Genomic DNA, 22,811 nt, shown 5'->3' with positions numbered 1-22,811 from the left:
CAGCCTACTCCCCATCTTCCGGCTGCAGCAGGATAGAGGCGGAATTGATGCAATATCGCAGCCCTGTAGGCGCCGGGCCATCAGGGAAAACATGCCCCAAGTGACTGTCACACTTACGGCAAACCACCTCCGTGCGAATCATGCCATGGCTGGTGTCCCGATTCTCCTGAATCACCTCACCATTGAGCGGACTGTTAAAACTGGGCCAACCACAGCCGGCATCAAACTTGGTGTCAGACTGAAACAGCGGCTCGCCACAGCAACGACACAAATAACTCCCCGCCGTTGTCGTCTGCCAATATTCACCCGTAAACGCCCGCTCGGTGCCCTTCTCCCGACAAACATGAAACTGCTCCGGCGTCAGCTTCTGCCGCCAGTAGTCATCCCCCCAACCACTGGGAGCCCCTTCCGGTGTTTCGGCGTCGTTTTTTGAGTCTTGATCTGCCATAATCCCTTCCTTCTCACGTGATTAAAAAACCTAATCACTACTAATAAAATTTCTTGCTTCGGAATTTGACCACCGCAGAGGGTATAAAGGTCCCAAACCCGAAGGAATTGATGTCAGATGGTAAAACAAATGCTCAGCATTGATAAATCCGAGAAACTGCATGGAGTCTGTTACGACATTCGAGGCCCCGTGCTCGAACACGCCAACCGGCTCGAAGAAGAAGGCCACCGCGTCCTCAAGCTCAACATCGGCAACCCTGCGCCCTTTGGCTTCGATGCCCCGGACGAAATCATCCTGGATGTTATCTACAACCTGCGCAACGCCCAGGGCTACTGCGAATCCCACGGCCTGTTTGCGGCACGCAAATCGATCATGCAGGAATGCCAGCAACTGCAGGTTCCCGGTGTCGAGATCGACGATATCTACCTGGGTAACGGTGTCAGCGAACTGATCACCATGTCCATGCAGGCACTGCTGAACAATGGCGATGAGATACTGGTGCCGTCACCCGACTACCCGCTGTGGACCGCGGCCGTTAATCTCGGCGGCGGCAACCCCGTCCACTATCGCTGCGACGAACAGGCCGAATGGTTTCCGGATATCGACGACATCAAATCGAAGATCACCGACCGCACCCGCGGTATTGTGGTCATCAATCCCAACAACCCCACCGGTGCCGTCTACAGCCAGGAACTGCTGGAACAGATTGTTGAGCTGGCGCGCCAGCACAATCTGATTATTTTTGCCGATGAAATCTACAGCAAGATTCTTTACGACGACACCGAGTTTGTCCCCATGGGCCGCCTCGCCCAGGACGTGGTCTGTGTCAGCTTCAACGGCCTGTCCAAGTCCTATCGGCTGGCAGGTTTCCGCTCTGGCTGGATGATCATCAGTGGCGCCAAACAACGAGCCAAGGGCTTTGTCGAGGGCATCAACATGCTCTCCTCCATGCGCCTGTGCGCCAACGTGCCCTCCATGTTTGCCATTCAGACGGCCCTGGGCGGCTACCAGAGTATTAACGAATTGATTCTGCCCGGCGGGCGGCTGCGTGAACAACGCGATATGGCCTGGCAAAGAATCACTGAAATTCCCGGTGTCAGTTGTGTTAAACCCAAGGGGGCACTGTATCTGTTCCCGAAGATCGACCTTGACCGCCACAAGATCCATAACGACCAGCAGATGGTGTTGGACTTCCTGATTCAGGAGCGCATTCTGCTCGTTGAGGGCACCGCCTTTAACTGGAATGAACCCGATCACTTCCGTATCGTGTTCCTGCCCCGGGCCGACGAAATCGACGACGCCATAACACGATTCGGCGAGTTCCTGGAGCGCTACCAACAGTAACCCGGCAACGCGGTTTGTTCCGCACGTCGCGAGAAAAGGCCCCGTTGTCGGCAACGGGGCGCACTTCGCTGTACTTTGCGCCAAAATAAAGTCCCGATTTTTCAGGAATGGATGCTGTGAGCGACATTCATATCGATGATTTCTATAAAGACGTGGCGCGCATGCTGGTGCAGCTCTACCGCCAATTCCCACGTAAGTCCTTGCTCCTGGTTGAGGAAATCAGCGGACCGGATACACCCGATGAATACGGATTGCACAGCGAACGCCACCAAAGCTGTTTCGGCGCCGCCATCTGGCTGGCCGAATCCGGCTACATCCGCTACGGCGAAACTATACGGCAGGAAGGATTGGATCAGGTCATTCTGACCCATATGGGATTCACCCTGCTCAGTGGCTCCGCCGACCCATTGCCTGATGGAGAGGAAGCGACGGAAAACCCGCAACTGCCCGCCTCTGTCGCGGCCAGTCGCAGAACCAATATCCACCTGCTGCGAGCGGTGTTGCGCTCAGGCGAGTCCGTCACTATCAACCGCATGGTGCAGCAACTGCTGCGGCAATCTCTGGATTACCGCTACGCCTAATCCCCTCGCTTTGACCCCAGCTGCAGGGTATTGATTTAGGAGTGGTATTGAAAGTGCAGCAACTTCAGCTGCTGATCAGGATCTCTGTCCGGAAAATCCGGTGACGGCGCCAAGCGCTCAATAAACCGACACGCCGGGCATTCCTGCTCGACCAGCTCCTGCAAAAATGAGACGCTCAGCTGTGGGGAATTCAGACACAGCAGCGCATCCCCACCGTCAACCAACAACTCCGGCAGTCGCCGCACCAGTTTTCGATAATCCTTTTGCGCTTCGAAACTTCCTCGTTGGAAAGAGGGCGGATCCAGCACGGCAATATCAAAGGGGCCGCGACGGCGAATGCGTCCCCAGGACTTCAGAATATTTTCCTGCATAAAGGCGATGCCCGACGTATCCAGCCCATTGAGGCGATGATTGTCACGGCCGCGATTCAAAGCCCCCCGACTCATATCCACGTTGACAACTTCCCGTGCTGCAGCCATCTGCCCGACCACCGAAAAGGCGCAGGTAAAGGCGAACAGGTTGAGTATTTTTTTATCCGCGGCGCGCTGCTCCAACCACCGACGTCCCGGTTCCATATCCAGAAAATAGCCGGTGTTTTGATTCTCACCCAATTGAATATGAAACCGCGCCTCACCCCGGCGGGCCACCATGGACTTCGGCAACGCTCCCCAGACACAGTCCGCCGCTACCTTTAAATATCGTCGCTGAACAGCAACTGCGGCCAGACCAAACCGGTCCGCCAGCTGCGCCAGTGCCTGCAGCAGATTAGCTTCAAAGTCTGCCGCTTCCGGGGCCTTAAAAAACGTCACCCATAACACCGGCGCAAACAAATCCACCGTGACCTGTTCGAATCCGGGTACCAGGCGTCCGCGTCCGTGAAACAATCGCTGACTGTCCGCACACTGCGGATCTTGAAGATCTTTCAGGCGTTTGCCAATCTGATCAATAACGCTATTCAAACTTTGTGCTCCGGCTCGTCCTGATGCTCAAAGTGCGTACCCACCGGGTATAGAATCTGGTCCTGATAACCGGTAATCACAGGCAAGTACCCGCTCCAACCCCGATCAATCTCCAGGTCGTTGCTATCCAGTAACAGCGGTCTGCCGTCGAGCTCGCGAATCTTGCTTTTGGTGGCAAGAATCCACAGATGATCCCTGCCTATCCGGCGCAGAACCGTCGGCGTTAATTGTTGGTTACCCCGGCCTATCAACGACCCCTGACCGCCGGTTATCGACAGTACCGCCACCACATCGCCGCGGTGCTGCGCCACCAACGCTTCCAGCTCAGGCCCGGTGAGATCCGAAGCAAGCAGCTGTTCGTCCAGCACCGCATCAATGCCCAATAGTGAATTGTCCAGACCCAACTCGTTCATTAGAGCACGGGGGGTAGTGCCTGCCCCAACCAGATAGAGAGTGTCGGGATCCATCTGCTCGCGTAAAAAAGCAGCCATGTCGTCCAGCACCAGCTCCTCAACTTCACGGCCACCCTGTTTGGTCGCCTGCACAAAATGGCCGCACTGAGGCACTAACATATCGCCGTAGTAAACACTGCGTACCTGGCCCTCGCGAAATGCCGCCTCATCAATATCCCGCACCTCCTGTTCACGCAGATCCACCAACTCACCGGACATCATGGCAGCCACCACTTCAGCGGCACCTTCCGGTGATATGGCAAACACACCGGAGTGCATCTTTACGCCTGAGGGAATACCCAATACTGGCAGCTGTTCGTGTACCTCTGCGCAGATATCCCGTGCGGTACCGTCGCCGCCGACAAACAGCAGCAGATCCACCTGATCGCGCAGTTGGGCGGCGGCAGCTCGGGTATCTTCGGGGCGACAGTCCAGGGCTTTTTCCGCCCCGATATCGAGCAATGCAACTGATGTAATGCCGGCCGCCTGGCAGGCACGCTCCCCCATAACTCCCTGGCAGGTTGTCACTTCCAACAGCGGACCAAAACGTTGCTGCAATATCTGCAGACAGCGACTGGCGCGCTGGTCCGCACGAAAGTCAGCTCCCTGTTCCAATGCCTGTCTGACCAGGGCGGTATCGTCACTGCCCTTCAATCCGGACGGACCGCCAACTCCCGCCAGGGGATTGATGATCAGACCCAGGCAGAGGGCGTTTGCAGTATGGGTGGTCATCCGGCCGGGTTCTCCATGGATAGGGTAAATCCCAAAGTCGTCAGTTGTTGGTAGAGCGATTTTTTCTCATCGGCAGATAAGCCATTCGGCCAGTACTCTATCTCCAGGGAGTGGCATTCGCGGCGCTTGCGGTAGGTCTTGCGCAGCTGATCGAAGGCCTGGGCCCGCTGTTCCTCACTCAACGTCATGGTGGCCCTGAGATTCTCGTCGTCCTCCTGCACATCAAAGGCATCCAGAAGCGCGTTATTGATGATGTCCTTTGCTGAATCCCCACGCAGCACCAATGGCTGGCAACTGCTGGGATCCGCCGCCAGCAGTTCAGCGCTGCTGTGCTCCGCTTCAATGTCCAGGAAGCGACACAGCGCCTGGTAGATCATGGCCGTCCCCTGGACCTTGCCATCATAGCTATAACCGGCGATATGCGGGCTGCCGCCATTGACCAGCGCCAACAGATCCGGGTCCAGCAAGGGTTCCGGCTCCCATACGTCCAGCACCACCTTGAGGTCATGCCGCCGCATCAGGACTCGCTTCAAGGCCTGATTATCAATGGCTGCTCCGCGACCTGCATTAATCAGCAGAGTGCCCGAATTGAGCCCCTCCAGCTCCGGTTCACCCAAGAGGTGAAAAGTGGGATGAGAACCCGACTGGGTCAAGGGCGTATGCAGGCACACGACATCACAATCCAGAACCACTTCCAGCTCAGTAAGGTCGGGGTAGCTCGCGTTATCGAGGAAGGGGTCGTAACAAGCGCAGGTAAGCCCCAGATCCTTCAAACGGCGGTGCAGGGCGCCGCCTACATTGCCACAGCCGATAATGCCGAATCTGGCCTGCTGCCAGTCCGGACGCATCCGTGCCAACACACCAAAGACATACTCCACCACGGCATTGGCGTTACAGCCAGGTGCGCTGGCAACCTCGATTTCGGCGCGGCCCAGGTAATCCAGATCCAGGTGATCGGTACCAATGGTACAAGTACCGACAAAGCGCACCGGTGTTTGCTCCAGCAACTCCCGATTGACACTCGTCACCGAGCGCACCAGCAGTACATCCGCCTCACGCAGCTGTTCAGTGCTAAGGGTGCGGCCCGGAAAGCGCTGCACCGCCCCTAAATCGCCAAAGAACTCCTCCACAAAGGGAATATTCTCATCGGCGACTATACGCAGTGACTTTATTGAATGTTGACTCAAAAATTTCTCTCCAAAAGACGTCACAAGACTCTAGGCCGAAGCCTGTTCAAGGCGATCAAAGGCGCCCATCATCGACGTACCAAAGCCCATATACCGGCAAAATTCGGCAAAGGCGTCGCGATCGCGCTGCTGGGGCCTGAGATCCTCTATGGACAGCGGCTGATCTGCCTCATTAAACAGCTCAATATCTGTGACGATTTGCGCCAGGCTTCGGGCCATCACAATCTGGTCACTATAGCTGGTGAGTTTTTCCGGAAGTTTGCCACTGCCGCGGATCGCCAAATCCGGCAACTCATCAAGACGGGCGAATACCCCTTCCAGATCACCCCCAAACGCCAGCAAAGCCGCAGCGGTCTTGGCGCCAATACCGGGTACGCCGGGGATATCATCGCTGCTGTCCCCCACCAGGGCCAGGTAGTCCACCAATTGCTCCGGCCAGACTCCGAATTTGGCATGCAAATCCTGACGATAAAAAGGGCGGGCTTCCCGGGCACCAAACTCCCACAAATAGTCCTGCTTTCGCTCCAGCAACTGGCCGAGATCCTTGTCGCGGGTCAGGACAGCAATCTCACTTTCAGGCAATTCGGCCCTAAATAAGGCAGCAAGACTGCCGAGCAAATCATCTGCCTCATAGACCTCACTGGCGAAGGCAGATACCCCCAGCAAAGAGGTAACTTCACTGCAGGCCTCCAGTTGAAAGGCCAGAGCCTCATCCGGCAATACTCGGCTGCTCTTATAGTCCTCATAGAGTTCGTTGCGAAAACAACTGCCCAGGCTTTCATCAAAACAGGCGGCCACGTATGCAGGGCGCTGCTCCTGTAGCAGACGCAGCAGAAAACGGGTATAACCATAGACCGCCGCCGTGGGCAGCTCCTCCTCGCTAAACCATTGATCCGGAAGTGAAAAGTAGTAGCGAAAAATAAAAATTGAGGCGTCGATCAAATGTACGGGTTGGGTGCGAGACACTGCTACAACCACTCCCGGCGGTAAAGTTCGGGGTTACAGGGGTCTGACTGACCGCTGCGCCGGGACAACGCCTGCAGATAGTCCCTGGGGCGCCTGGGCAGCCCTTCAAGGCAATAGCGCTGCACCTGTGCGTGGATAGCGTCTTTAAAACCGTCAGACGCCCCCAGACCCGCCTCCAGATTGTCGGCACTGACCCGAAATGACCGCCCTGCGGCAACAGAAAACATCCATTCCAGCGCTTGAGGCTTGACCTCCACCCTCTCAAATTCTGCCTGCTGCCGGGAACTGCGGCCGTCCGGCGCGTACCAGTAGCCATAATCCACCTGCTGGCGCCGCTTCTCGCCGGCCACGCACCAGTGTGCAATCTCGTGCAGTGCACTGGCCGCGTAATCCTGCGTAAACTCAATACAATGCTGCTCACCCACCGCTTGCGAGGGACGATACAGCGGTTCAGACGCCCCACCAACCAGAATCGTGTTATGGCTGGTTTCAAACAGAGCATTGAACACCTCCGTCAGGGCAATATGGTCCAATTCCACCCCTTTGCCCAATACTCGACCGTCAAGCAGCGCCGACTCTACAAACGCCCCCATCAGACCGACCCCTCTGCTTTTGCAGGAGGATGGCGTTCAATTTGCAGCAACTGTTGGAAATAGGCCTCCGACAAGTAACCGCGCCCCTCCAGCAAATGCGCCACATACTCATGCTCCGGCAGCAAACCATCCACCAAAACAGCCCGATTACCCACATAAACCCAGGCGGGAATTTGTCCCTGGTCTGACTCCACCAGGTAAATCTCCCGACTGTAGTAAAGAGGGGCGTCCTCAAAGGGGTCCATCTTGAATATTTCATCCACAGAAGAGAGCTGATACAACACCCCTTCCACCACCGAATCCGGGCAATGTATCACATTGGCACAGGTCCGATCCGGCCGACTGGCGGAGCGCTTGTTAAAGGCCAGCCGCAATCCCCCGATAGAGCCCGCCAGCGCCCGTTTAAACTGCAAACCACGAGCCGTCATGCGGGCCGCATTCATATTGGAGCCATAGGCAAAATAATACTCGCTCAACCAATCCCCCTGGCAGTCGATACAGCTTTTATACGTGGAAGTTATAAAAGCCAAAAATAAATTTACTTCAAAGTATTGTGCTTTTGAAAAACAGCATATACCTTATGTAGTGATGGTGTATAAAAATACATCCCGCTTCGCTAGGGGCAACACCACCGCAGTTTCCGTGGGGGGTGACTGCCACCGACCGAGGCCTTTCAAGGAGGTGGTATTATGAAGACCTCAACTTCAGGCCACAATATGGATAATGTGGTCGATTTCTTCACTGGGCAGCCGATGTCGGCTTTGCACAACCAGCGCTTTATTCGCCTTTCTCCAGAACTCGATGGTTTAGAAATGCTCTATTCCAACGAGGCCAGTCCTGACAAACTTTTCAGCTTGAAAATTCTCTGCTGGGGCTTGCGTGGCAATGGAGAAGTCGTCGGACTGGTACCATGGCTGGACGACATTGTCGCCGCGCCCGAAATACAGGATCCCCTGAACGGCAAATGGGAGGGTTATTACGACCCAGGTATCGACGAAATCTTCTTCGAAGCCCCTATTCACAAGGTGGTTGAACTGGAAACCGCAGCGGAATACTACGAATTCCAGTGCGACAATCCCAGGGATGTGCTGCAGGAAATCCCCGACACCATCGGCACCCACGCCGTATTGTCGGACAACGGCTTCCACAGCATCACCTTGACCGAAGTTATCAGCTGGCGCCTTCACCACGACGGCAGCCTCTGCGGCATGCTCGCTGATCCACAAAAAATAGAAAATACCCCGGTGCTGCCTGGCGACAACTGCCTCTACCCGGCCCAGAGCCGCGAGGAGTTTCGCTACTTCTTCCAGCACCAGATAGCCAACAAACTCAAAGCCGAGGACCCCGAAGCCCTGGCTGCCATATCGACCCTGGTCGAAGAGGTCTAAAAAGTCTGAACAGAGGGCCGCTTAAAGCGGCCCTCTCTCTTTCTCGGTCAAAGGGTGTGGCTCATTGATCCGGTTTGTCGCGGTTTTGCGGACTGCGTACTAACTCTTGCGGATGTAATAGAAAAAAACATCGTCCTCAGACTGGTGATGAACCAGATCATGGCCTAGAAACTGGCAAAATTTGGGGATATCCCTTTGGGTGGAGGGATCTGTTGCAATCACCTGAATCACTTCGCCGCTACCGGCATCCCGAACTTCATTGTGCAACATCATAACCGGCTCGGGGCACAGCAAGCCGCTGGTGTCGAGCGTTCTATTAAATTCAATATCCATAACACTATTCTCTCTGAATTGACCGGGCAGATCAAAAATCCGTTGCTACACTTATGGTAAACCCGGAGACAAAGCCAATACGGACACCGCGCTAGAACAACGGGCCAACGAACACTCACCCTAGGTATTTGCTGGTTGGGGGCGAAAATATTCAATGAAACAGCAACTCGACATCAATGCCCGCCCGGACGTGCTCAGCCGAGGCGCGCTGGAACTCACATTCAAACTCCTGAGACACTACAATGCCCAACTGGCTTTAGACGTAAGAAACCAGCTTCAGGGAGAAAAAGTCCTTCCCAACCTCTGCAGCTCCACCAAAGCCGATCATTTTTTCGTCACCCTGAGTGCTCAATCCATCGGAAAAGTCGTCGCAGCACTGACTCAACTGGGTGAAGAAGCCCTCGTTAACCGTGAATCCGACTCCGGTCGCCTGCTGGTGATACGATCACTAATGAAAGAATGGATGGAATTGGCCGAATGGCTGATCATGAGAGTTGACTCACCCTCACCTGCGCTACACTGACAATTGAGCACCTTATCTTCTCAACTCAACTTTCAGAGGAGTTTGAGATTTTGTAAGATGCGCCCTGACCCACACGTTTCACCCAAAAGCAGGGAATGTCGATGATCACAGTCTTGATTGAACGCAATATTGCCGAAGATATGGAATCCACCTACGAAGCCACCGCCAAGCGCACACTGCACCTGGCCTACGAAGCTCAAGGATTCGTCAACGGCGAAACCTTCTCCGACATCCAAAACCCCCGCAGGAGATTTGTCCTCTCCAAATGGCGCACCGCCCGCGACTGGTATGCCTGGTTTCACTCAGATGCCCGCAAAGGCATGATGAGTGAACTCAACCTTCTGCTCAATGACCAGGAAAAGATTTCGCTGTTGGAAAACTGATAACGCTTAATCGATAAACGAAGTCTAATAGGGAAGAAGGCATTACAATCCAAGCAATAGACACTCAACGAACGACCAAAAAGTTAAGAAGCAGAACTTGATGCCAAGGCCCGGATCGGAGGGAGCCATATGGGACCGTCTTCGCCATGGAGGGCGAAGCAGAGCTACATGGATGTACTTGTGCGTGTCCCAGATGGCTCCCTCCGATTCGGGACGCTACAATCCAACTAGCGCAAAAAGAAACAGCTACTCCCTAAGTCGACAAAACAAACCGAGAAACAATATCCGCCGCAGATTCCAAATGCTGATCATGAGTAAACCCGGACCGAACCCGGGGTTTCAGATCATGATCTCCATCTTCCAACCATTGCACATCAATCGCACTGGATAAACCATAACCTCCCACTTCATCACGTTTACCCATCGAATCCCGAGTCCCCTGCACAATCAAAGCACGGGTTTTCAAATCCAACAAATGCTCCGTACGAAGCTTCTCAGGCTTGCCGGGCGGATGAAACGGATAACCCAAACACACCAGCCCCTTAACACCCAACTCATCGGCCAATTCATCAATCAGCAACGACGCCATCCGACCACCCATCGACTTACCACCGATAAACAACCGATCACAATCACCCAAAGACTCGACGACAGACCGCCAGCAATCCAACAACTCCGGCTGCCGATTGGGCGGACGCTTCTTACCGGACTCCCGACGCTCACGCATATAAGGGAACTCAAAACGCACCACCCCAACACCACGCTCGGCCAGCAGTTCCGCCATACGCGCCATAAACTCTGAATCCATAGGCGCACCCGCTCCATGGGCCAACACCAAGCGCGGCGACTGCGGGCCATCTAACAGAAACTCCGACTCAACAGCCACCATATTCCTGCCACTCATCCTCAACACTGCGAGCGTTTTGCAACTCCCTCTCCACAAATTGCGCCTGTCGAGCCGTCATCATACTCACGCTCTCCTGCGCCTCATCAAACACAATCACAACTTCACCCCGCTGCAACTGCGCCTTTACCTGAGACACCTTGGACACCAGATCCACTTCGTTCACGCCGTAGTCGGTTCCCTCGCGGGTAATAAACTCCTCAATCAGCCCCTGCAGAGCCTCGGGAGAAAGCTTGTCGGCCGGAATAATCACAACACACTCTCTATCAAAATGAATTTGCTCGGTATTCAGAATTCAGCGGTTGGGCTTGCGAAACTTCAACGTCATACGATCACTCTCGCCGATAGCCAGATACTTTTTGCGGTCTTCTTCCCCCAGACGCAACGAAGGCGGCAAAGTCCAAACCCCTTTGGGGTGATCGGCTGAATCCTTCGGGTTGGCATTCACTTCAGACTTACCCACCAACTCAAAACCCGCCTGGGCTGCCAGCAACTCCACCTTGGCTTCTGTAACATAGCCGGAGCGAATCATATCTTCCTCAGAAGTTCCCGGCTTGGCCCGATGCTCAACCACACCGAGAATACCGCCCGGCTTCAGCATCTGAAAAAAGTTCTCAAATGCCTGCGGCGCATATCCCGCCTTCATCCAGTTGTGAACATTGCGGAAGGTCAACACATGGTCCACCCCCCCTTCGTCGGGGCCGGCTTGCACCTTGGTCGGCGGATAGAATTCCGTGAGATGGGTTTTACCGTAAACCTCCGCCTTGTCCTTCAACATTTGGGCATAGCCGTCACGGGCGCGCTTAAAGTACGCCACCTCCGTATTGACTGGAAAGTGTGCCGCATAAAACTCGCCCTCAACGGCCAGATAAGGCGCCAGAATCTCACTGTACCAGCCGCGACCTGGCCAGATTTCAATCACCTGGCTATCTGGCTTGACGCCGAAGAACTGCAGCGTCTCACCCGGATTCCGGAATTTATCCCTGGCAACGTTACCGGAACTGCGCGAATCGCTGGACACCGCTTGCTGCAATGCCTCGGTAACCGGCTCCGCGGCCTGGACGGAAGCCGCCAGTGATGTCGCCAGCATGACCCCGGCAAACAGACTCGCTGCGCTGTGAATTTTAGAAGGAACGGCAGTAAGGCGGTTTCCAAACATAGGTAATATCCTTGGTCTATTGAGCCATCGGCTCGAATTCTTGTTCTTTTAATTGTATTTGTGACGGTTCGAATAGTAATAATGGCGCCCATTATGGCCGAGACTACCGGATTGTCTCAACTGTCACTATACTGATGACGATTAACGAATTGGCAGGCAAGGTGGCTAATTATGAACCGCACACTGGTACTCAGCATTCTGAGTGACGACAAACCCGGCGTGGTAGAGGCTCTCGCCAATACCATCGCCGAGCATCAGGGCAACTGGCTGGAGAGCCGTATGAGCCACTTGGCCGGTAAATTCGCCGGCATTCTTCAGGTCAATGTGGCCGAAGATCAACTCGAAGGGCTGCGCAACGCATTGTCGCAGTTAAGGGCATCCCAAGGCATTGAGGTGGTGACATCGGAAGCGGCCGAAGCCCAACAGGAGGGCCAAGACATCACCCTGCAGTTCAGCCTTATGGGCAACGACAGACCTGGCATTATCAAGGAACTGTCCCAGGCCTTTGCCAGTCAGCACATCAATCTCGATGAATTGCAAACCAGCTGCTCCAGTATGCCCTGGTCCGGGGATCCCATGTTTACCGCCCATGGTCTGCTGCACATCCCCGCCGACGTGGACCTCGATCAGCTGCAGGATCAGCTTGATGAAATTTCCGACAATCTCGGCGTGGATATTGAGCTGGGAGCAGTTGAGGATTCTGTGGCCGAATAGGCCCAATGGGGCGGAGCTGTTACTCAAACACCAGCAGGTTAACCTCCGTCCCGCTTTTAGGCGACCAACCCTCTTAACAGCCAACCCACCCCGTAGGCCAGCAGCGCCGCGATCGCGCCTACGACGAGCGTTTCCAGAGCCGACCACCAATAACTCTGATTGACGTAGCGCCCCTTGATCACACCCACCAGCGCAAATGTAAATAATGTAATCACGGCGCTGATCCAGAACGGCGAATCAAACATCCCCGGCTGAATCCAGTTGGCCACAAAGCTGATCAGCGGCAAGGCGCCGGCCAATAGAAAAGCCACAAAGGTGGCAACACCCGCCCAGACCGGATTGGCGTCTTCCAGGGCCAGGCCGTGCTCCTCCTGCAGCATGGTATCCACCCAAAGCCGTCGATCTGAGGTAATGGTGTCAACGAGATGATCCAGCGCCTCGCCACTGACCCCTTTCATCTCAAAGATCTGTCGCACCTCCTCCCGCTCGCCTTCCGGGTAGGCCTCGATCTCTGCCTGTTCCCGTTCACGCATACTGGCGCGATACTGGTTTTCCGAGCGGGTACCCAAGTAGTTGCTGACGGCCATGCTGAACCCATCGGCCAATAGATTGGCGAGGCCCAACACAATCAATACGCCACTGCTAAGGCCCGCGCCGGCAACACCCGATACAATCGCAAAGGTAGTGATGGCCCCATCAATGGCGCCATAGACCATATCTTTGAGGTACACCTGCGTCGGCCCGGATGCCAGGCGCTGGGAAATGGCTTCGGGTGTATGGCTGGATTTCAAGCGCAGGCGGCTTAAGCGCACAACAAACCCTCTTGGTCAGTCGATAACCTCGCGCCAATAGATGACGCGATCATGCCCTCGATAGGTCTCGAATCGGATGGTGGCCGTGGGCGTATTGCGGTCGTCAGCATCGTTATAGTCACCATCCTGGTCCCAGTCAAACTGCAGCCAGGGTTCGTCAGACAGATCAATATCGATGGTAAAGAAACCGGTGCTGGTGGGGGCCCCCACTGTCATACCGGCACTGCCGGTACCGTTGCCCATGCCGTCGCCAAAGTCTATCGTCGCATTGCCGGTGGGATCATAGGTAAAACCCACCGCTGGATTGGTGCCCACCGGTGCTGTAATGGGATCAGCGCTGATGTCGGCGCCGGCGCCCACTGAAGGCGTCAACACAATATCGGTTCGCTGCAGCTGGGTTTCGTCTCCGGCGGATAGCACCCAACTGCTGCCACTCCAGTATTCCACTTGCAGGGGGATGGCCAGGGCTGCATCTTCCGGCCCCCAGACGTCCTGGATAAACAGTCGCGCAAAACGCAGATCCAGGTCGCCCAATTCCACATGGTCATCGGTGCTGTCCAGATCTGTGTCCATATCCAGATTGGCGGTAGTGATGGTAAGGCTGCCTTCCGTATCTTCGGCAAATGCGCCAATGCGAACTTCCGATAAGGGGGCTTCGGGTAGATTATTGAGGACCGAGTCTCGCTCGATAACCATCTGCACTTCAATCTGACCCAGCCCGGCATTTCCCGACCAATCGAGATCAGTGGTATCAATGCGAATTCGAGTTTCATCAAATACTTGTGGTCCCACTGAACCGATCAATGCGTCGTAACTTAATTCGTCGGCTTCTAACATCACAAACTGATCACGATAGTTTTCCGTGTCTTCACCCGTGGTGCTCTGCGCCTGGATATCGTAGTTGACGGTAAAGGGTTGATCAAAGTAGCTAAACACCATATTGGCAGCGGATACCGAGCCGTTCTCAATAATGAATTGACCGGGTACAAAACGACCGATCGCATCACTGGAGGACACACTGATATCGGCATCGCTGGTGGAAAGATAATTATTGAGCGGCCCGACGCTGAAATTGAACACCCCCACTTCATCGACGCTCTGAACCACGGTAACGGTGCCGCCGGTGTTTATGTCGGCATCGGTGTTACTGATGGCACCTGAACTACCGCCGCCAGGAGCAATCAGCGAATGGCCGAGTGTCAAACCGGACTGAACAAAGTTGGGCGTAATCGCGTTATTGCAGAAGTCCGTATTGGCGTCGCTGCTATCTCCCCAGATGCGAGCTGAAAGCGTTAAGTTAAAACTGTCGCCGGCCCGCTTGAACTCAGAACAGGTGTGGTTTTGCACGGCGCAATCGGCATTGGTGTCACCACTGACAACACAGAAACCAGAGGGACGCACGACAAAATCATTGCTGCTGCCCTGCACCGTTACGTTATTACCGTCCACCTGAAGCACGGCACTGGCGTTTAAGCGAATTCGACCCGCGTCATAGTAATTCAAATCAAATGTGCCGGTACCCGTGCCATCGAAATTGATACTGATATCGTTATATCCCGACGCCATCTGATCGATAGTGCGAGTCCCATTGATGGCCATTCCATCAGTGGTTGTCGCACAGCTGCCCGGATTAACGCAGGTATAAGCGAAACCGATATTGACGTTGCCCCCCGAGGTGAGTGCCGTGCATTCACCCGTGTTGGTATCGGTGCCGATGGCGCGAACGGTCAGCGTCTGATTGCCGGGCATTACGTCCGAGTCCTTGCCCGCGATCTGGGTGCCGATATTATCTACGGTGCCATTACCATAAAAGCGAAACGCAGTATCGGCAAAAACGATATCCTGATCCTCGATGGCATCGCCGTCGGGATCGCTGGCGCTGCCATCTGTCACATCAATATCCAGAGTTCCGGGAGTAGTGCGAACCAGACCCAAGGTGACACTGGTTTCACCGCCGGAAAAAGTGTATTGATTACCCGACAAAATGCCATTACCACTGATTTTGGTCCAGCCATTATTGGCCGGGGATGTAGTCAGTGTAATGGTGACTCCGTCATTGGCAATCGCATTATGGTTGGAATCGTGAGGCTGAATCACCACAGTCCCCGGTTCGCAGGTCACCGTGGGTGTTACGGGGTAAACGCCGTAATCTACGAGGGAGGAATCCGGGGTAACCTCACAGAAATCGCCGTAATCGCCGCTATCCGGATCCTCATAGTTGATCGTTGCGTTTTCTTCGATCGCAATGTCTCCACCCGCAGAGATGGATCCATTCACCGTGGCATTTTGATTTGCAGTGACATTGCCCTCGGCGTAGAGGTAAGCATTGACGGTAGCGGTCTGATCCAATGTGATATTTTGCTCGGAAAATATTAACAACTGGCTCGATGCCCCCGGGTTATTGATACTGACACCCTGACTGAACAATATGGATTGTCTGGCATAAAAGCGAACAGTGCCGGCGGGGCTAACCACCACGCTGGTGCCATTATTGAAAACAACACCTTCCTCGATCCAATAGTCGCCGGGTGCCAAAGTGATAGTACCCTTAACATCCCAGCCGTTCTGGAAATAGTAAACGCTTTGATCCGAAGAAAAAGTGAGCGTAGAGTTATTGTTGCCGGTTGAAACTGCCTGAAACTGAAAATCGCCGCTGTCGCCAACGGTCTCCGACTGATTGTTGCCGACACTGATATCCCCATCGCTGCCGTCGCCGGTCTGAAACGGGGGACTGGAGCCGCTGGCCGGACTGCCGCTGGCGCTGCAGTTGCTGCCGTCGCAGGCGCCCGTGCCGCCTTGCAGATTACCGGTATCTAACTGCGTGCCCCCGCCGTTGATTTCAGCGTTATTGTCAACATCAATGGTTCCCGCACCCGTGTGATTTTGAAGACCTCCACTGAAAATATCGTCGCAATCCACAGCCAATGCCGAACCAGACATCACTGCTGCGAGAAACATTAATCCTAGTGCTGAGAACCTGGACTGCCTGCTCATGCGGACCTCAACTCTCCCGAATCAACGACGATACCTGCACCAGCCGTTGTGCGGTGATATTGCCGGCGCCGCAGTTGGCCGTACTGGTGATCTGGTAAAAGCTGACGGTGTCGGCCGCATTGGTGTTGCGAGTACAGGCCAGGGTAACCGTGCAACTGGCGAAACCGGGGATATTTGCGGGGGGATCGGCGAGGGTATTGAGGCAGACATCGTCCGCACTGGCCCGATCCAGCGCTCCCGCTCTGAAAAACAACTGGCTCATACCCATTTGCGCCCCGCTCTCTGCCGCGTAAAAGCTCTGCAGCGAGATGTGTTCCTGGGTGCTGGAAATCGCACTTTGGCCGGTATTGCGGGACATGGTCAGGGCAAACAACGCCATCATCACCACCAAAAAAGCGGCCAGAGGCATCAGAAAGCCACGCTCACGGGACATTGCGCACCCCCACATCCTGGCTGAAATTGATTTGATCGTTGCCGAAACCAAAACCGATATTGATCAGCACCTTGGCATTGCGATCCGCCGTAGCAGCGGACAACGCAAACAATACGCCGTTGGCAACGGCGCCCTGGCTCATCAGGTCAAAGTCATCGCCCAGATCGACACTGGCGGCGGTAATATCCTGATCCTCGTAAAATCGCAATTCGCCGCCGCTAAGGCAGAAGGCCTGAGGATCATCCACCAAGAAGAAACGCTGATTAACGGAGTTGCGCTGCCATTGCTTCGCCGCCGTTAAGGTGACTGTGCCGGCTCCAGTGGCGGAAACCGTCGCCCTGGATACCGGATTTGCACCGTAAACCTCACCGGTTGCCAAAGCACCAATGGTCATATATTCGGCGCTGCCAAAATCCACATTGTAGGGCGCCGTATCAATTGTGGCAGTGGCCGTCGCACCGTTGGCGACATCCGGCACCGGATCGAGATAATTTCCTCCTCCCGCCACCGGCAGAAATTGGAGACACGCGCCTCCATTAGTGACGCGAATACTATAAGGCAGTGCAGCGCGGATTTGCCGGGCCATACGTTCCACCGCCTGACGACTGCGCTGAGTCAGTTTAACGCGCTCCTGGCTGTCGCTATAGCTTTGTACCGCCCTTGCCACCAATTGACTGCCGATAGTCGCCACAATGGCCAGCACGGTAATCACCGCAATCAGTTCAATCAGGGTGAACCCCGATTGGTATTTCTTGCTGCATACAGGGTACATTAGAAGTTCGCCCGATACGCCGACAATTGGACCGATTCACCGGCCGGTGCCGTCACCGTAACAGTGATGCGCTTCGCCTGCCCCACTGCCAATCCGATGTCAGTACCTCCCTCCGTCACGGACACGGAGCGGTTATAACCGGGGAAAGGCGTATCGGCAAACAGGTGGAAGTCATCAACGTCATCGTAGTCGCCCACACCAGCCTCACCGCCATCGGTACCGATTCCCGTGCAGGCCAGGGCGCCGACCTCACCACTGCCACACGCGGGAATGCCGCCCGTGGGCGTATTTTCGTTGTATTTTCGAGCCAGAATTTCATCCAGCTGGGATTGGGCAAGTTCCTGCAACCGAACCCGAATCATGGGATCGACGTTATTGGCCATGGTGACATTAAAGACCGAAAACAGCGCCGTGGTGGCGGTGCCGATCACCACCACAAAGACCAATAACTCAATAAGCGTGACGCCGCGAATGTTACTCAGGGAGGACATGCAATCGCTCCTCCGCAACCGTAGACGTAGCCGGATGCCGAAACTACGATGGTTCCGGTGGCGCCCCCGCCGGATACGACCGGATTGGAAAGCGCGCTGGTAATACGACCCAGCTTATCGTAAGTCAAGGTGACACTGGTGATGTTTACATTATCGGGGAGGGAGAGAGGATAAATATCGTTGGCCAGGGACACGCCATTGAGCTGCACATCAATGGTGTCCGCGGCGGCACTGGAAACAAAACGAACAGTATTGGCTGCAGTACCACGAGCCATGGCCACCTGCTGCGCATAAAACAAACCCGTAACGACATCGTCACGGGCTGCTTGGACTTGGGCGGCGCTAATACCACCCTGGCTTTGGAATACGGCCAGTGTCAGGATTCCCAGAATCACCAATGTGGCAATCAGCTCGATAAGTGTAAATCCGCTGTTTTGCCACTGGGATTTCATAGTCTCAGATCATTAGCTGGCGCCGTATGCCTGGAAGCTTTCCTGTTCACCAACACAGGCATCAGTGCCATTTCCAAAGCAAACATAGCAAACATCGACCGCGCTCAGGGTAAGATCGGCGAGAGCCGCTGTGCTTACCAGATAATCGCCGTCAGTCCCTACGGCCTGAACATCTTCACTGGAGTCGATCAGAGCAATAAGGTCATCACAGGAATCTATTGCGGTTGGAGCAGGCCCCACACCCGCATCATTAGCCACATTCACCGCATGATTCATCGCACTGGCGCTGGCCAATGCCCCACCAATCCCTTTGGCGGTACCGGAACGAGCACTGCTCTGCAGATTCGCCAACTGAGGCACGGCGGTGGCCGCCAGAATACCCAGAATTACGATAACCGCGATCAGTTCGATCAGGGTAAAGCCCGACTGTTGTCTCTTCATTTTATCAAAGCTCCTAGGGTCGCATTTCTCTATTATTCGCAAACTGCGTCTATTGCGACAATTGGTTCCTTATCAATGATAACAGCCGCTTTCCTTGGGCTGCCAATATGGAAAGCATTATTACCGGCCACTATAGCCTTTATCGTTTTTTATTCCAACAAACCAACCCGCGATATTCGCCCCAAACCAGCTTTTCTTTTAAAATCCAATGGTTACAAGCGGTATTTCACGCCAATTATCTGCTAATTCAGCGGAGGCACCTCGACTCGAACCTGCCCACTCACCAGCGAATAATCAAAAAAATGCGTCGCCCTTGGATCCGTAAATAACTCATAACGACAGGTTTTTCCATCGGCAGCCGATATATGGTAGCGGCGCTGCCCCAACTGGCCTTTTTCACTGGTGGTGACCGGCGGGGGGTTCTGCAGAAGCAATTGCCAGAGGCTTTCGCAATTGCCAGCACTGGCACCTTCCGTTCGCGATGTCAGTGTCCCGCCCGAGGGCCAACCAAACTTATTGATAAATACCTGGCGGTTTTCCACCTCCACACTGGAAATTTTTTCTCCCTTTGTGCTTTGGATATACCACTGCGCGTGGGCACTGGACAGCGCTGCGGTAAAATTACGGGCCTGGGTCTCCACTGCTACCCGGCGCGAATCCTTCATGGCCTCGGTATAGTATTCCAGGCCAATCGCCACCAGCACACCGATGACCACCGTCACCACCACCACCTCGAACAAACTGAACCCATGCTGGCGTCTCATCCACTACACCGAATGCAAACTGTACATATTCCACATGGGCAGGAAGATGCCCAGCGCCAACACCAACACCATGCCCGCCATAATCACGATCATCAGAGGTTCGATACGCGCACTGAGGCTGGCCAGATCATAATCCACTTCCCTTTCGTAGAATTCGGCCACTTCTTTTAGCAATACGTCCACCTGACCACTGTCTTCACCCACGGCAATCATCTGCAATACCAGTGGCGTAAACATTTTGCTGTTGGTATGGGTCTGGCTCAGGCTCTCACCCCGTTCAATACCTTCACGGATGGCGATAATTTTGTCCCCCAGAAACGGGTTATCGATAACCCGGGAACACAGAGTAAGCGAATGCACCAACGGCACTCCAGAACGTAGCATCAGTGCAAAGGAGCGGGTATATCGCGCCATAGACGCCCGCTCAACAATATCCCCGACAATCGGCAACTTCAGCGACATCTCCCCCCAGCGCCGTGAGCCCTCTTCAGTTTTGATGTAATGCTTTAAACCGAACACCAGCCCTGCAACAATAACGATCAGGTAGCCCCCGTAGGCCACAAAAAAATCAGAGGTGGCAATCAGAATCCGGGTCGGCAATGGCAACTCCGCACCGAATTCCTTGAACATGTCGGCAAACGCCGGCACCACCCAGATATTGATAACCACCAGGGCAGCGACTAACGCCATCAGCACAAACCCCGGATAACGCAACGCGGATTTAACGCTTTTGCGGGTTTCCAGATCCCGCTCCAGATACTGACTCAGCTGATTAAAAGCCTCGTCCAGCTGACCACTGTTCTCCCCGACATTGATCAGGCTGATAAACAGATTATTGAAAATCCTTGGGTGCCGCCGCATGGCCACGGATAATTCCACCCCAGTCTCCAGCTGATCGGCAACATCGTGCAGCACTTTTTTGAAGGTTATATGACGAATCGATGCCGCCAACCCCCGCACCCCTCGAATCAAAGGAATGCCGGCTTTGGTAATGGTGTACATCTGGCGGCAAAACATGATCAGGTCGGTCGCCCGGATCTGTCCCTGGCTGCGCCATTCCTGCAAGCGCTCCAAAAGACTGTAATCGTCACCGGCTTCAACCACTTCCAGCGGAATCACACCGCGATCAGACAGACGGTTGATAATGGCATCCCGTGAAGGAGCATCCAGTTTACCTTGAACCAGCTCCCCCTCAGAGTTGCGACCTCGGTAGTCGAACAGTGCCATAGCAGCAGTTACACCTCACCCACGGCTTCGTCTTCCACTTGGGCCGAGACACGCATAACCTCCTCCAATGAGGTGACTCCCTGCAGCGCATAATCGAAAGCGCTGTGGCCTAATGGGCGAAAGTGAGGGCTGGCGTGAGTGGCTCTGGAAAAGCCATTAATATCACTTTCTCTCAGAGACTCGGCCATGGACTGGTTGATTTCCAGCATTTCAAACACCCCGATTCGCCCCCGATAGCCCGTATTAAAACAGTGTGGGCAGCCGGCACCGCGCTTGTAGGTGACATCCGGCACCGATTGAACCTTGCTGAGCAAAGCAATCAGTTGGCGTTCGTTTGCGTCGGGCTCATGATCTTCTACACAGCTCGTGCAGATGCGGCGCACCAAGCGCTGAGCAACAATCGCCTTTAGAGCTGTAGCAACCAGGTGTCCGTCCACTCCCATATCAATCAAACGCAGTGCCGAGGTAACGGCGTCGTTGGTATGCAGAGTCGACAGCACCAAATGTCCTGTCATGGCGGCCCGCAGTGCAATCTCTGCAGATTCGGCATCACGAATCTCCCCCACCAGCAGAATGTCCGGGTCCTGTCGTAAAGTCGCACGCAGCACGCTGCCAAAATCCAGGCCGATCCTCTCATGCACCTGCACCTGGCTTATCCGTGGCAAACGATATTCCACCGGATCTTCCACCGTAATGATTTTCTTCTCCGGGCTATTCAGTTCCGACAAGGCCCCATAGAGAGTGGTGGTCTTACCAGAACCAGTAGGGCCGGTTACCAGCACCAACCCGTGAGGACGATGCACTACCCGGCGAAACCGCTCAACCAGTTCTTCCGGCATACCGACCTTGGCAAGAGGCAGAATGCCATCGGTATGATCGAGCATTCGCATCACCACCGATTCCCCCCACTGCACCGGCATGGTGGAGATCCGGACATCGATATTGCGACCTTTCACTTTGAGGTTAAAGCGACCGTCCTGGGGCAGACGCTTTTCCGAGATGTCCAGACCGGACATCAGCTTCAGGCGCACCACCAGCGCCGCTGCAATTCGTTTCTCGTTCATCACCTGTTCGGTGAGTACCCCATCAATCCGTTTGCGAATGCGCAATACGGCCTCGTCGGGTTCAATATGAATATCCGACGCCTTGGCTTTGATCGCCTCTTCAAATACCTTTTGCAGCATTTTGACAACCGGCGCGTCGGTGTCGGTGGCATCGGTAACTATGTCCGCCAGATCAACACCAGTGTCTTCCAGTTCCTCGTCCAGCTCTTCCGCCAGTGAGGCAATCTCGTCCTCCCGGTTGTAGGCAATGTCGAGAATATCCAGCAGTTCTGACTCACGCACCACTGCCGGTTTCAGCGGCTTGTCGACATGGCGGGCGATTTCATCGAGACAGAAGATATCCGTCGGGTCACCCATGCCCAGTAGGTAGCCATCGCCTTCATCCTTCAGCAGCATAACGCGGAAACGACGCGCTACCATCTCGGGCAGTTGGGAAACTAACTGCTGATCAAAGCGGAAATGCTTGAGTTCAACGAACGGATAATTTAACTGGCGCGACAGCAGCCCCAGCAGTTGGTTTTCTTCGATAAACCCCATATCGATCAGGGTTCGGCCCAGCTTGCGTCCCGAGGTTTTTTGCTGCGCAAGAGCTGCATCCAGCTGGTCCGGCGTTATCAGCTGCTGGGCGATCAGCAGGTCGCCAATACGAATACGTTGTGGTGCTGCACTCACGCCCCGTTCCTCGTCACTCGCTC

27 protein-coding genes are annotated in these 22,811 nt (G+C 54.7%); 6 read left to right on the top strand and 21 right to left on the bottom strand.

Annotated elements, in window-relative coordinates; all coding sequences use genetic code 11:
- Window positions 1–4: 4 nt before the first annotated feature.
- Window positions 5–448 (bottom strand): peptide-methionine (R)-S-oxide reductase MsrB, encoded by a 444-nt coding sequence (msrB, locus tag HBA55_RS32770; RefSeq protein WP_166999963.1) that lies wholly within the window; start codon window positions 446–448, stop codon window positions 5–7.
- A 129-nt stretch (window positions 449–577) separates the two neighbouring features.
- Here msrB and HBA55_RS32765 point away from each other — a divergent pair, with 129 nt between their 5' ends.
- Both HBA55_RS32765 and HBA55_RS32760 read left to right on the top strand, forming a co-directional pair.
- Window positions 578–1,792: a pyridoxal phosphate-dependent aminotransferase gene (locus tag HBA55_RS32765; RefSeq protein ID WP_167000009.1), complete on the top strand. Its 1,215-nt coding sequence runs from the start codon at window positions 578–580 to the stop codon at window positions 1,790–1,792.
- A 116-nt stretch (window positions 1,793–1,908) separates the two neighbouring features.
- A complete protein-coding gene (locus HBA55_RS32760; protein ID WP_166999962.1) occupies window positions 1,909–2,373 on the top strand; it encodes a hypothetical protein in 465 nt (154 codons plus the stop codon).
- 35 nt (window positions 2,374–2,408) lie between these two features.
- On the opposite strand, the gene HBA55_RS32755 is transcribed toward HBA55_RS32760, so the two are convergent.
- From HBA55_RS32755 to HBA55_RS32730, 6 genes are read right to left on the bottom strand one after another with little or no spacing between them, the layout of a single operon-like run.
- Window positions 2,409–3,332: a class I SAM-dependent methyltransferase gene (locus HBA55_RS32755; RefSeq protein WP_240946420.1), complete on the bottom strand. Its 924-nt coding sequence runs from the start codon at window positions 3,330–3,332 to the stop codon at window positions 2,409–2,411.
- On the bottom strand, window positions 3,329–4,516 hold the full coding sequence (locus HBA55_RS32750; RefSeq protein WP_166999961.1) for an ATP-NAD kinase family protein: 1,188 nt from the start codon (window positions 4,514–4,516) through the stop codon (window positions 3,329–3,331). Before HBA55_RS32750 ends, HBA55_RS32755 begins: the two co-directional genes overlap by 4 nt.
- Entirely contained in the window at window positions 4,513–5,703 is a 1,191-nt protein-coding gene (locus HBA55_RS32745) for a 4-phosphoerythronate dehydrogenase (RefSeq protein ID WP_240946419.1), read from the bottom strand. Before HBA55_RS32745 ends, HBA55_RS32750 begins: the two co-directional genes overlap by 4 nt.
- Before the next feature lie 30 nt (window positions 5,704–5,733).
- The gene (locus tag HBA55_RS32740) at window positions 5,734–6,669 is read right to left on the bottom strand and encodes a 5'-3' exonuclease H3TH domain-containing protein (protein ID WP_166999960.1); all 936 of its coding nucleotides are present in this window, start codon (window positions 6,667–6,669) and stop codon (window positions 5,734–5,736) included.
- A 2-nt stretch (window positions 6,670–6,671) separates the two neighbouring features.
- Entirely contained in the window at window positions 6,672–7,262 is a 591-nt protein-coding gene (locus tag HBA55_RS32735) for an elongation factor P hydroxylase (RefSeq protein ID WP_166999959.1), read from the bottom strand.
- On the bottom strand, window positions 7,262–7,738 hold the full coding sequence (locus HBA55_RS32730) for a gamma-glutamylcyclotransferase family protein (RefSeq protein WP_166999958.1): 477 nt from the start codon (window positions 7,736–7,738) through the stop codon (window positions 7,262–7,264). Before HBA55_RS32730 ends, HBA55_RS32735 begins: the two co-directional genes overlap by 1 nt.
- A 213-nt stretch (window positions 7,739–7,951) precedes the next feature.
- Here HBA55_RS32730 and HBA55_RS32725 point away from each other — a divergent pair, with 213 nt between their 5' ends.
- Entirely contained in the window at window positions 7,952–8,650 is a 699-nt protein-coding gene (locus tag HBA55_RS32725; protein ID WP_166999957.1) for a hypothetical protein, read from the top strand.
- A gap of 99 nt (window positions 8,651–8,749) precedes the next feature.
- Here the strand turns inward: HBA55_RS32725 and tusA are convergent, their stop codons facing one another.
- Window positions 8,750–8,983 (bottom strand): sulfurtransferase TusA, encoded by a 234-nt coding sequence (tusA, locus tag HBA55_RS32720; protein ID WP_166999956.1) that lies wholly within the window; start codon window positions 8,981–8,983, stop codon window positions 8,750–8,752.
- A 154-nt stretch (window positions 8,984–9,137) separates the two neighbouring features.
- Between tusA and HBA55_RS32715 the strand changes: the two genes are divergently transcribed.
- Together HBA55_RS32715 and HBA55_RS32710 are read left to right on the top strand one after the other, a co-directional pair.
- Window positions 9,138–9,506 (top strand): hypothetical protein, encoded by a 369-nt coding sequence (locus tag HBA55_RS32715; RefSeq protein ID WP_166999955.1) that lies wholly within the window; start codon window positions 9,138–9,140, stop codon window positions 9,504–9,506.
- 101 nt (window positions 9,507–9,607) lie between these two features.
- A complete protein-coding gene (locus HBA55_RS32710) occupies window positions 9,608–9,889 on the top strand; it encodes an antibiotic biosynthesis monooxygenase family protein (RefSeq protein WP_166999954.1) in 282 nt (93 codons plus the stop codon).
- Between the two features lie 253 nt (window positions 9,890–10,142).
- Here the strand turns inward: HBA55_RS32710 and HBA55_RS32705 are convergent, their stop codons facing one another.
- The 3 genes from HBA55_RS32705 to HBA55_RS32695 are packed head-to-tail and all read right to left on the bottom strand — an operon-like array spanning window position 10,143 to window position 11,952.
- A complete protein-coding gene (locus tag HBA55_RS32705; RefSeq protein ID WP_240946418.1) occupies window positions 10,143–10,793 on the bottom strand; it encodes an alpha/beta family hydrolase in 651 nt (216 codons plus the stop codon).
- A complete protein-coding gene (locus HBA55_RS32700) occupies window positions 10,765–11,046 on the bottom strand; it encodes a YheU family protein (RefSeq protein WP_166999953.1) in 282 nt (93 codons plus the stop codon). Before HBA55_RS32700 ends, HBA55_RS32705 begins: the two co-directional genes overlap by 29 nt.
- Window positions 11,047–11,088: 42 nt before the next feature.
- Window positions 11,089–11,952 (bottom strand): class I SAM-dependent methyltransferase, encoded by an 864-nt coding sequence (locus tag HBA55_RS32695; protein ID WP_166999952.1) that lies wholly within the window; start codon window positions 11,950–11,952, stop codon window positions 11,089–11,091.
- Window positions 11,953–12,123: 171 nt separating this feature from the next.
- On the opposite strand from HBA55_RS32695, the gene HBA55_RS32690 reads away from it, so the two are divergent.
- A complete protein-coding gene (locus tag HBA55_RS32690) occupies window positions 12,124–12,666 on the top strand; it encodes a glycine cleavage system transcriptional repressor (protein ID WP_166999951.1) in 543 nt (180 codons plus the stop codon).
- A gap of 56 nt (window positions 12,667–12,722) precedes the next feature.
- Here the strand turns inward: HBA55_RS32690 and HBA55_RS32685 are convergent, their stop codons facing one another.
- From HBA55_RS32685 to HBA55_RS32640, 10 genes are all read right to left on the bottom strand, one after another.
- Window positions 12,723–13,478 carry a VIT1/CCC1 transporter family protein gene (locus tag HBA55_RS32685; protein ID WP_206020091.1) on the bottom strand — a complete coding sequence of 252 codons (756 nt, stop codon included), beginning with the start codon at window positions 13,476–13,478 and terminating at the stop codon, window positions 12,723–12,725.
- A 15-nt stretch (window positions 13,479–13,493) separates the two neighbouring features.
- The gene (locus HBA55_RS32680) at window positions 13,494–16,436 is read right to left on the bottom strand and encodes a DUF6701 domain-containing protein (RefSeq protein WP_166999950.1); all 2,943 of its coding nucleotides are present in this window, start codon (window positions 16,434–16,436) and stop codon (window positions 13,494–13,496) included.
- A 43-nt stretch (window positions 16,437–16,479) separates the two neighbouring features.
- On the bottom strand, window positions 16,480–16,905 hold the full coding sequence (locus HBA55_RS32675; protein WP_166999949.1) for an MSHA biogenesis protein MshP: 426 nt from the start codon (window positions 16,903–16,905) through the stop codon (window positions 16,480–16,482).
- Window positions 16,895–17,677 (bottom strand): PulJ/GspJ family protein, encoded by a 783-nt coding sequence (locus tag HBA55_RS32670; RefSeq protein WP_166999948.1) that lies wholly within the window; start codon window positions 17,675–17,677, stop codon window positions 16,895–16,897. Before HBA55_RS32670 ends, HBA55_RS32675 begins: the two co-directional genes overlap by 11 nt.
- The gene (locus HBA55_RS32665; protein WP_166999947.1) at window positions 17,677–18,168 is read right to left on the bottom strand and encodes a type IV pilus modification PilV family protein; all 492 of its coding nucleotides are present in this window, start codon (window positions 18,166–18,168) and stop codon (window positions 17,677–17,679) included. The genes HBA55_RS32670 and HBA55_RS32665 overlap by 1 nt, the downstream gene beginning before the upstream one ends.
- Window positions 18,156–18,620 carry a prepilin-type N-terminal cleavage/methylation domain-containing protein gene (locus HBA55_RS32660; protein WP_166999946.1) on the bottom strand — a complete coding sequence of 155 codons (465 nt, stop codon included), beginning with the start codon at window positions 18,618–18,620 and terminating at the stop codon, window positions 18,156–18,158. The genes HBA55_RS32665 and HBA55_RS32660 overlap by 13 nt, the downstream gene beginning before the upstream one ends.
- Window positions 18,621–18,632: 12 nt before the next feature.
- Window positions 18,633–19,061 carry a type II secretion system protein gene (locus HBA55_RS37940; protein ID WP_166999945.1) on the bottom strand — a complete coding sequence of 143 codons (429 nt, stop codon included), beginning with the start codon at window positions 19,059–19,061 and terminating at the stop codon, window positions 18,633–18,635.
- 242 nt (window positions 19,062–19,303) lie between these two features.
- Window positions 19,304–19,825: a prepilin-type N-terminal cleavage/methylation domain-containing protein gene (locus HBA55_RS32650; protein ID WP_166999944.1), complete on the bottom strand. Its 522-nt coding sequence runs from the start codon at window positions 19,823–19,825 to the stop codon at window positions 19,304–19,306.
- Window positions 19,826–19,828: 3 nt separating this feature from the next.
- The gene (locus HBA55_RS32645; RefSeq protein WP_166999943.1) at window positions 19,829–21,052 is read right to left on the bottom strand and encodes a type II secretion system F family protein; all 1,224 of its coding nucleotides are present in this window, start codon (window positions 21,050–21,052) and stop codon (window positions 19,829–19,831) included.
- Window positions 21,053–21,060: 8 nt separating this feature from the next.
- Window positions 21,061–22,788: an ATPase, T2SS/T4P/T4SS family gene (locus tag HBA55_RS32640; protein ID WP_166999942.1), complete on the bottom strand. Its 1,728-nt coding sequence runs from the start codon at window positions 22,786–22,788 to the stop codon at window positions 21,061–21,063.
- Between the last annotated feature and the right edge of the window lie 23 nt (window positions 22,789–22,811).

The sequence above is a fragment of the Pseudomaricurvus alkylphenolicus genome, assembly GCF_011683955.1.
GTDB classification, from domain to species: Bacteria; Pseudomonadota; Gammaproteobacteria; order Pseudomonadales; family Cellvibrionaceae; genus Pseudomaricurvus; species Pseudomaricurvus alkylphenolicus.
Note: the sequence above shows the minus strand (reverse complement) of the source record. Positions and strands in the feature narration are given on the sequence as shown.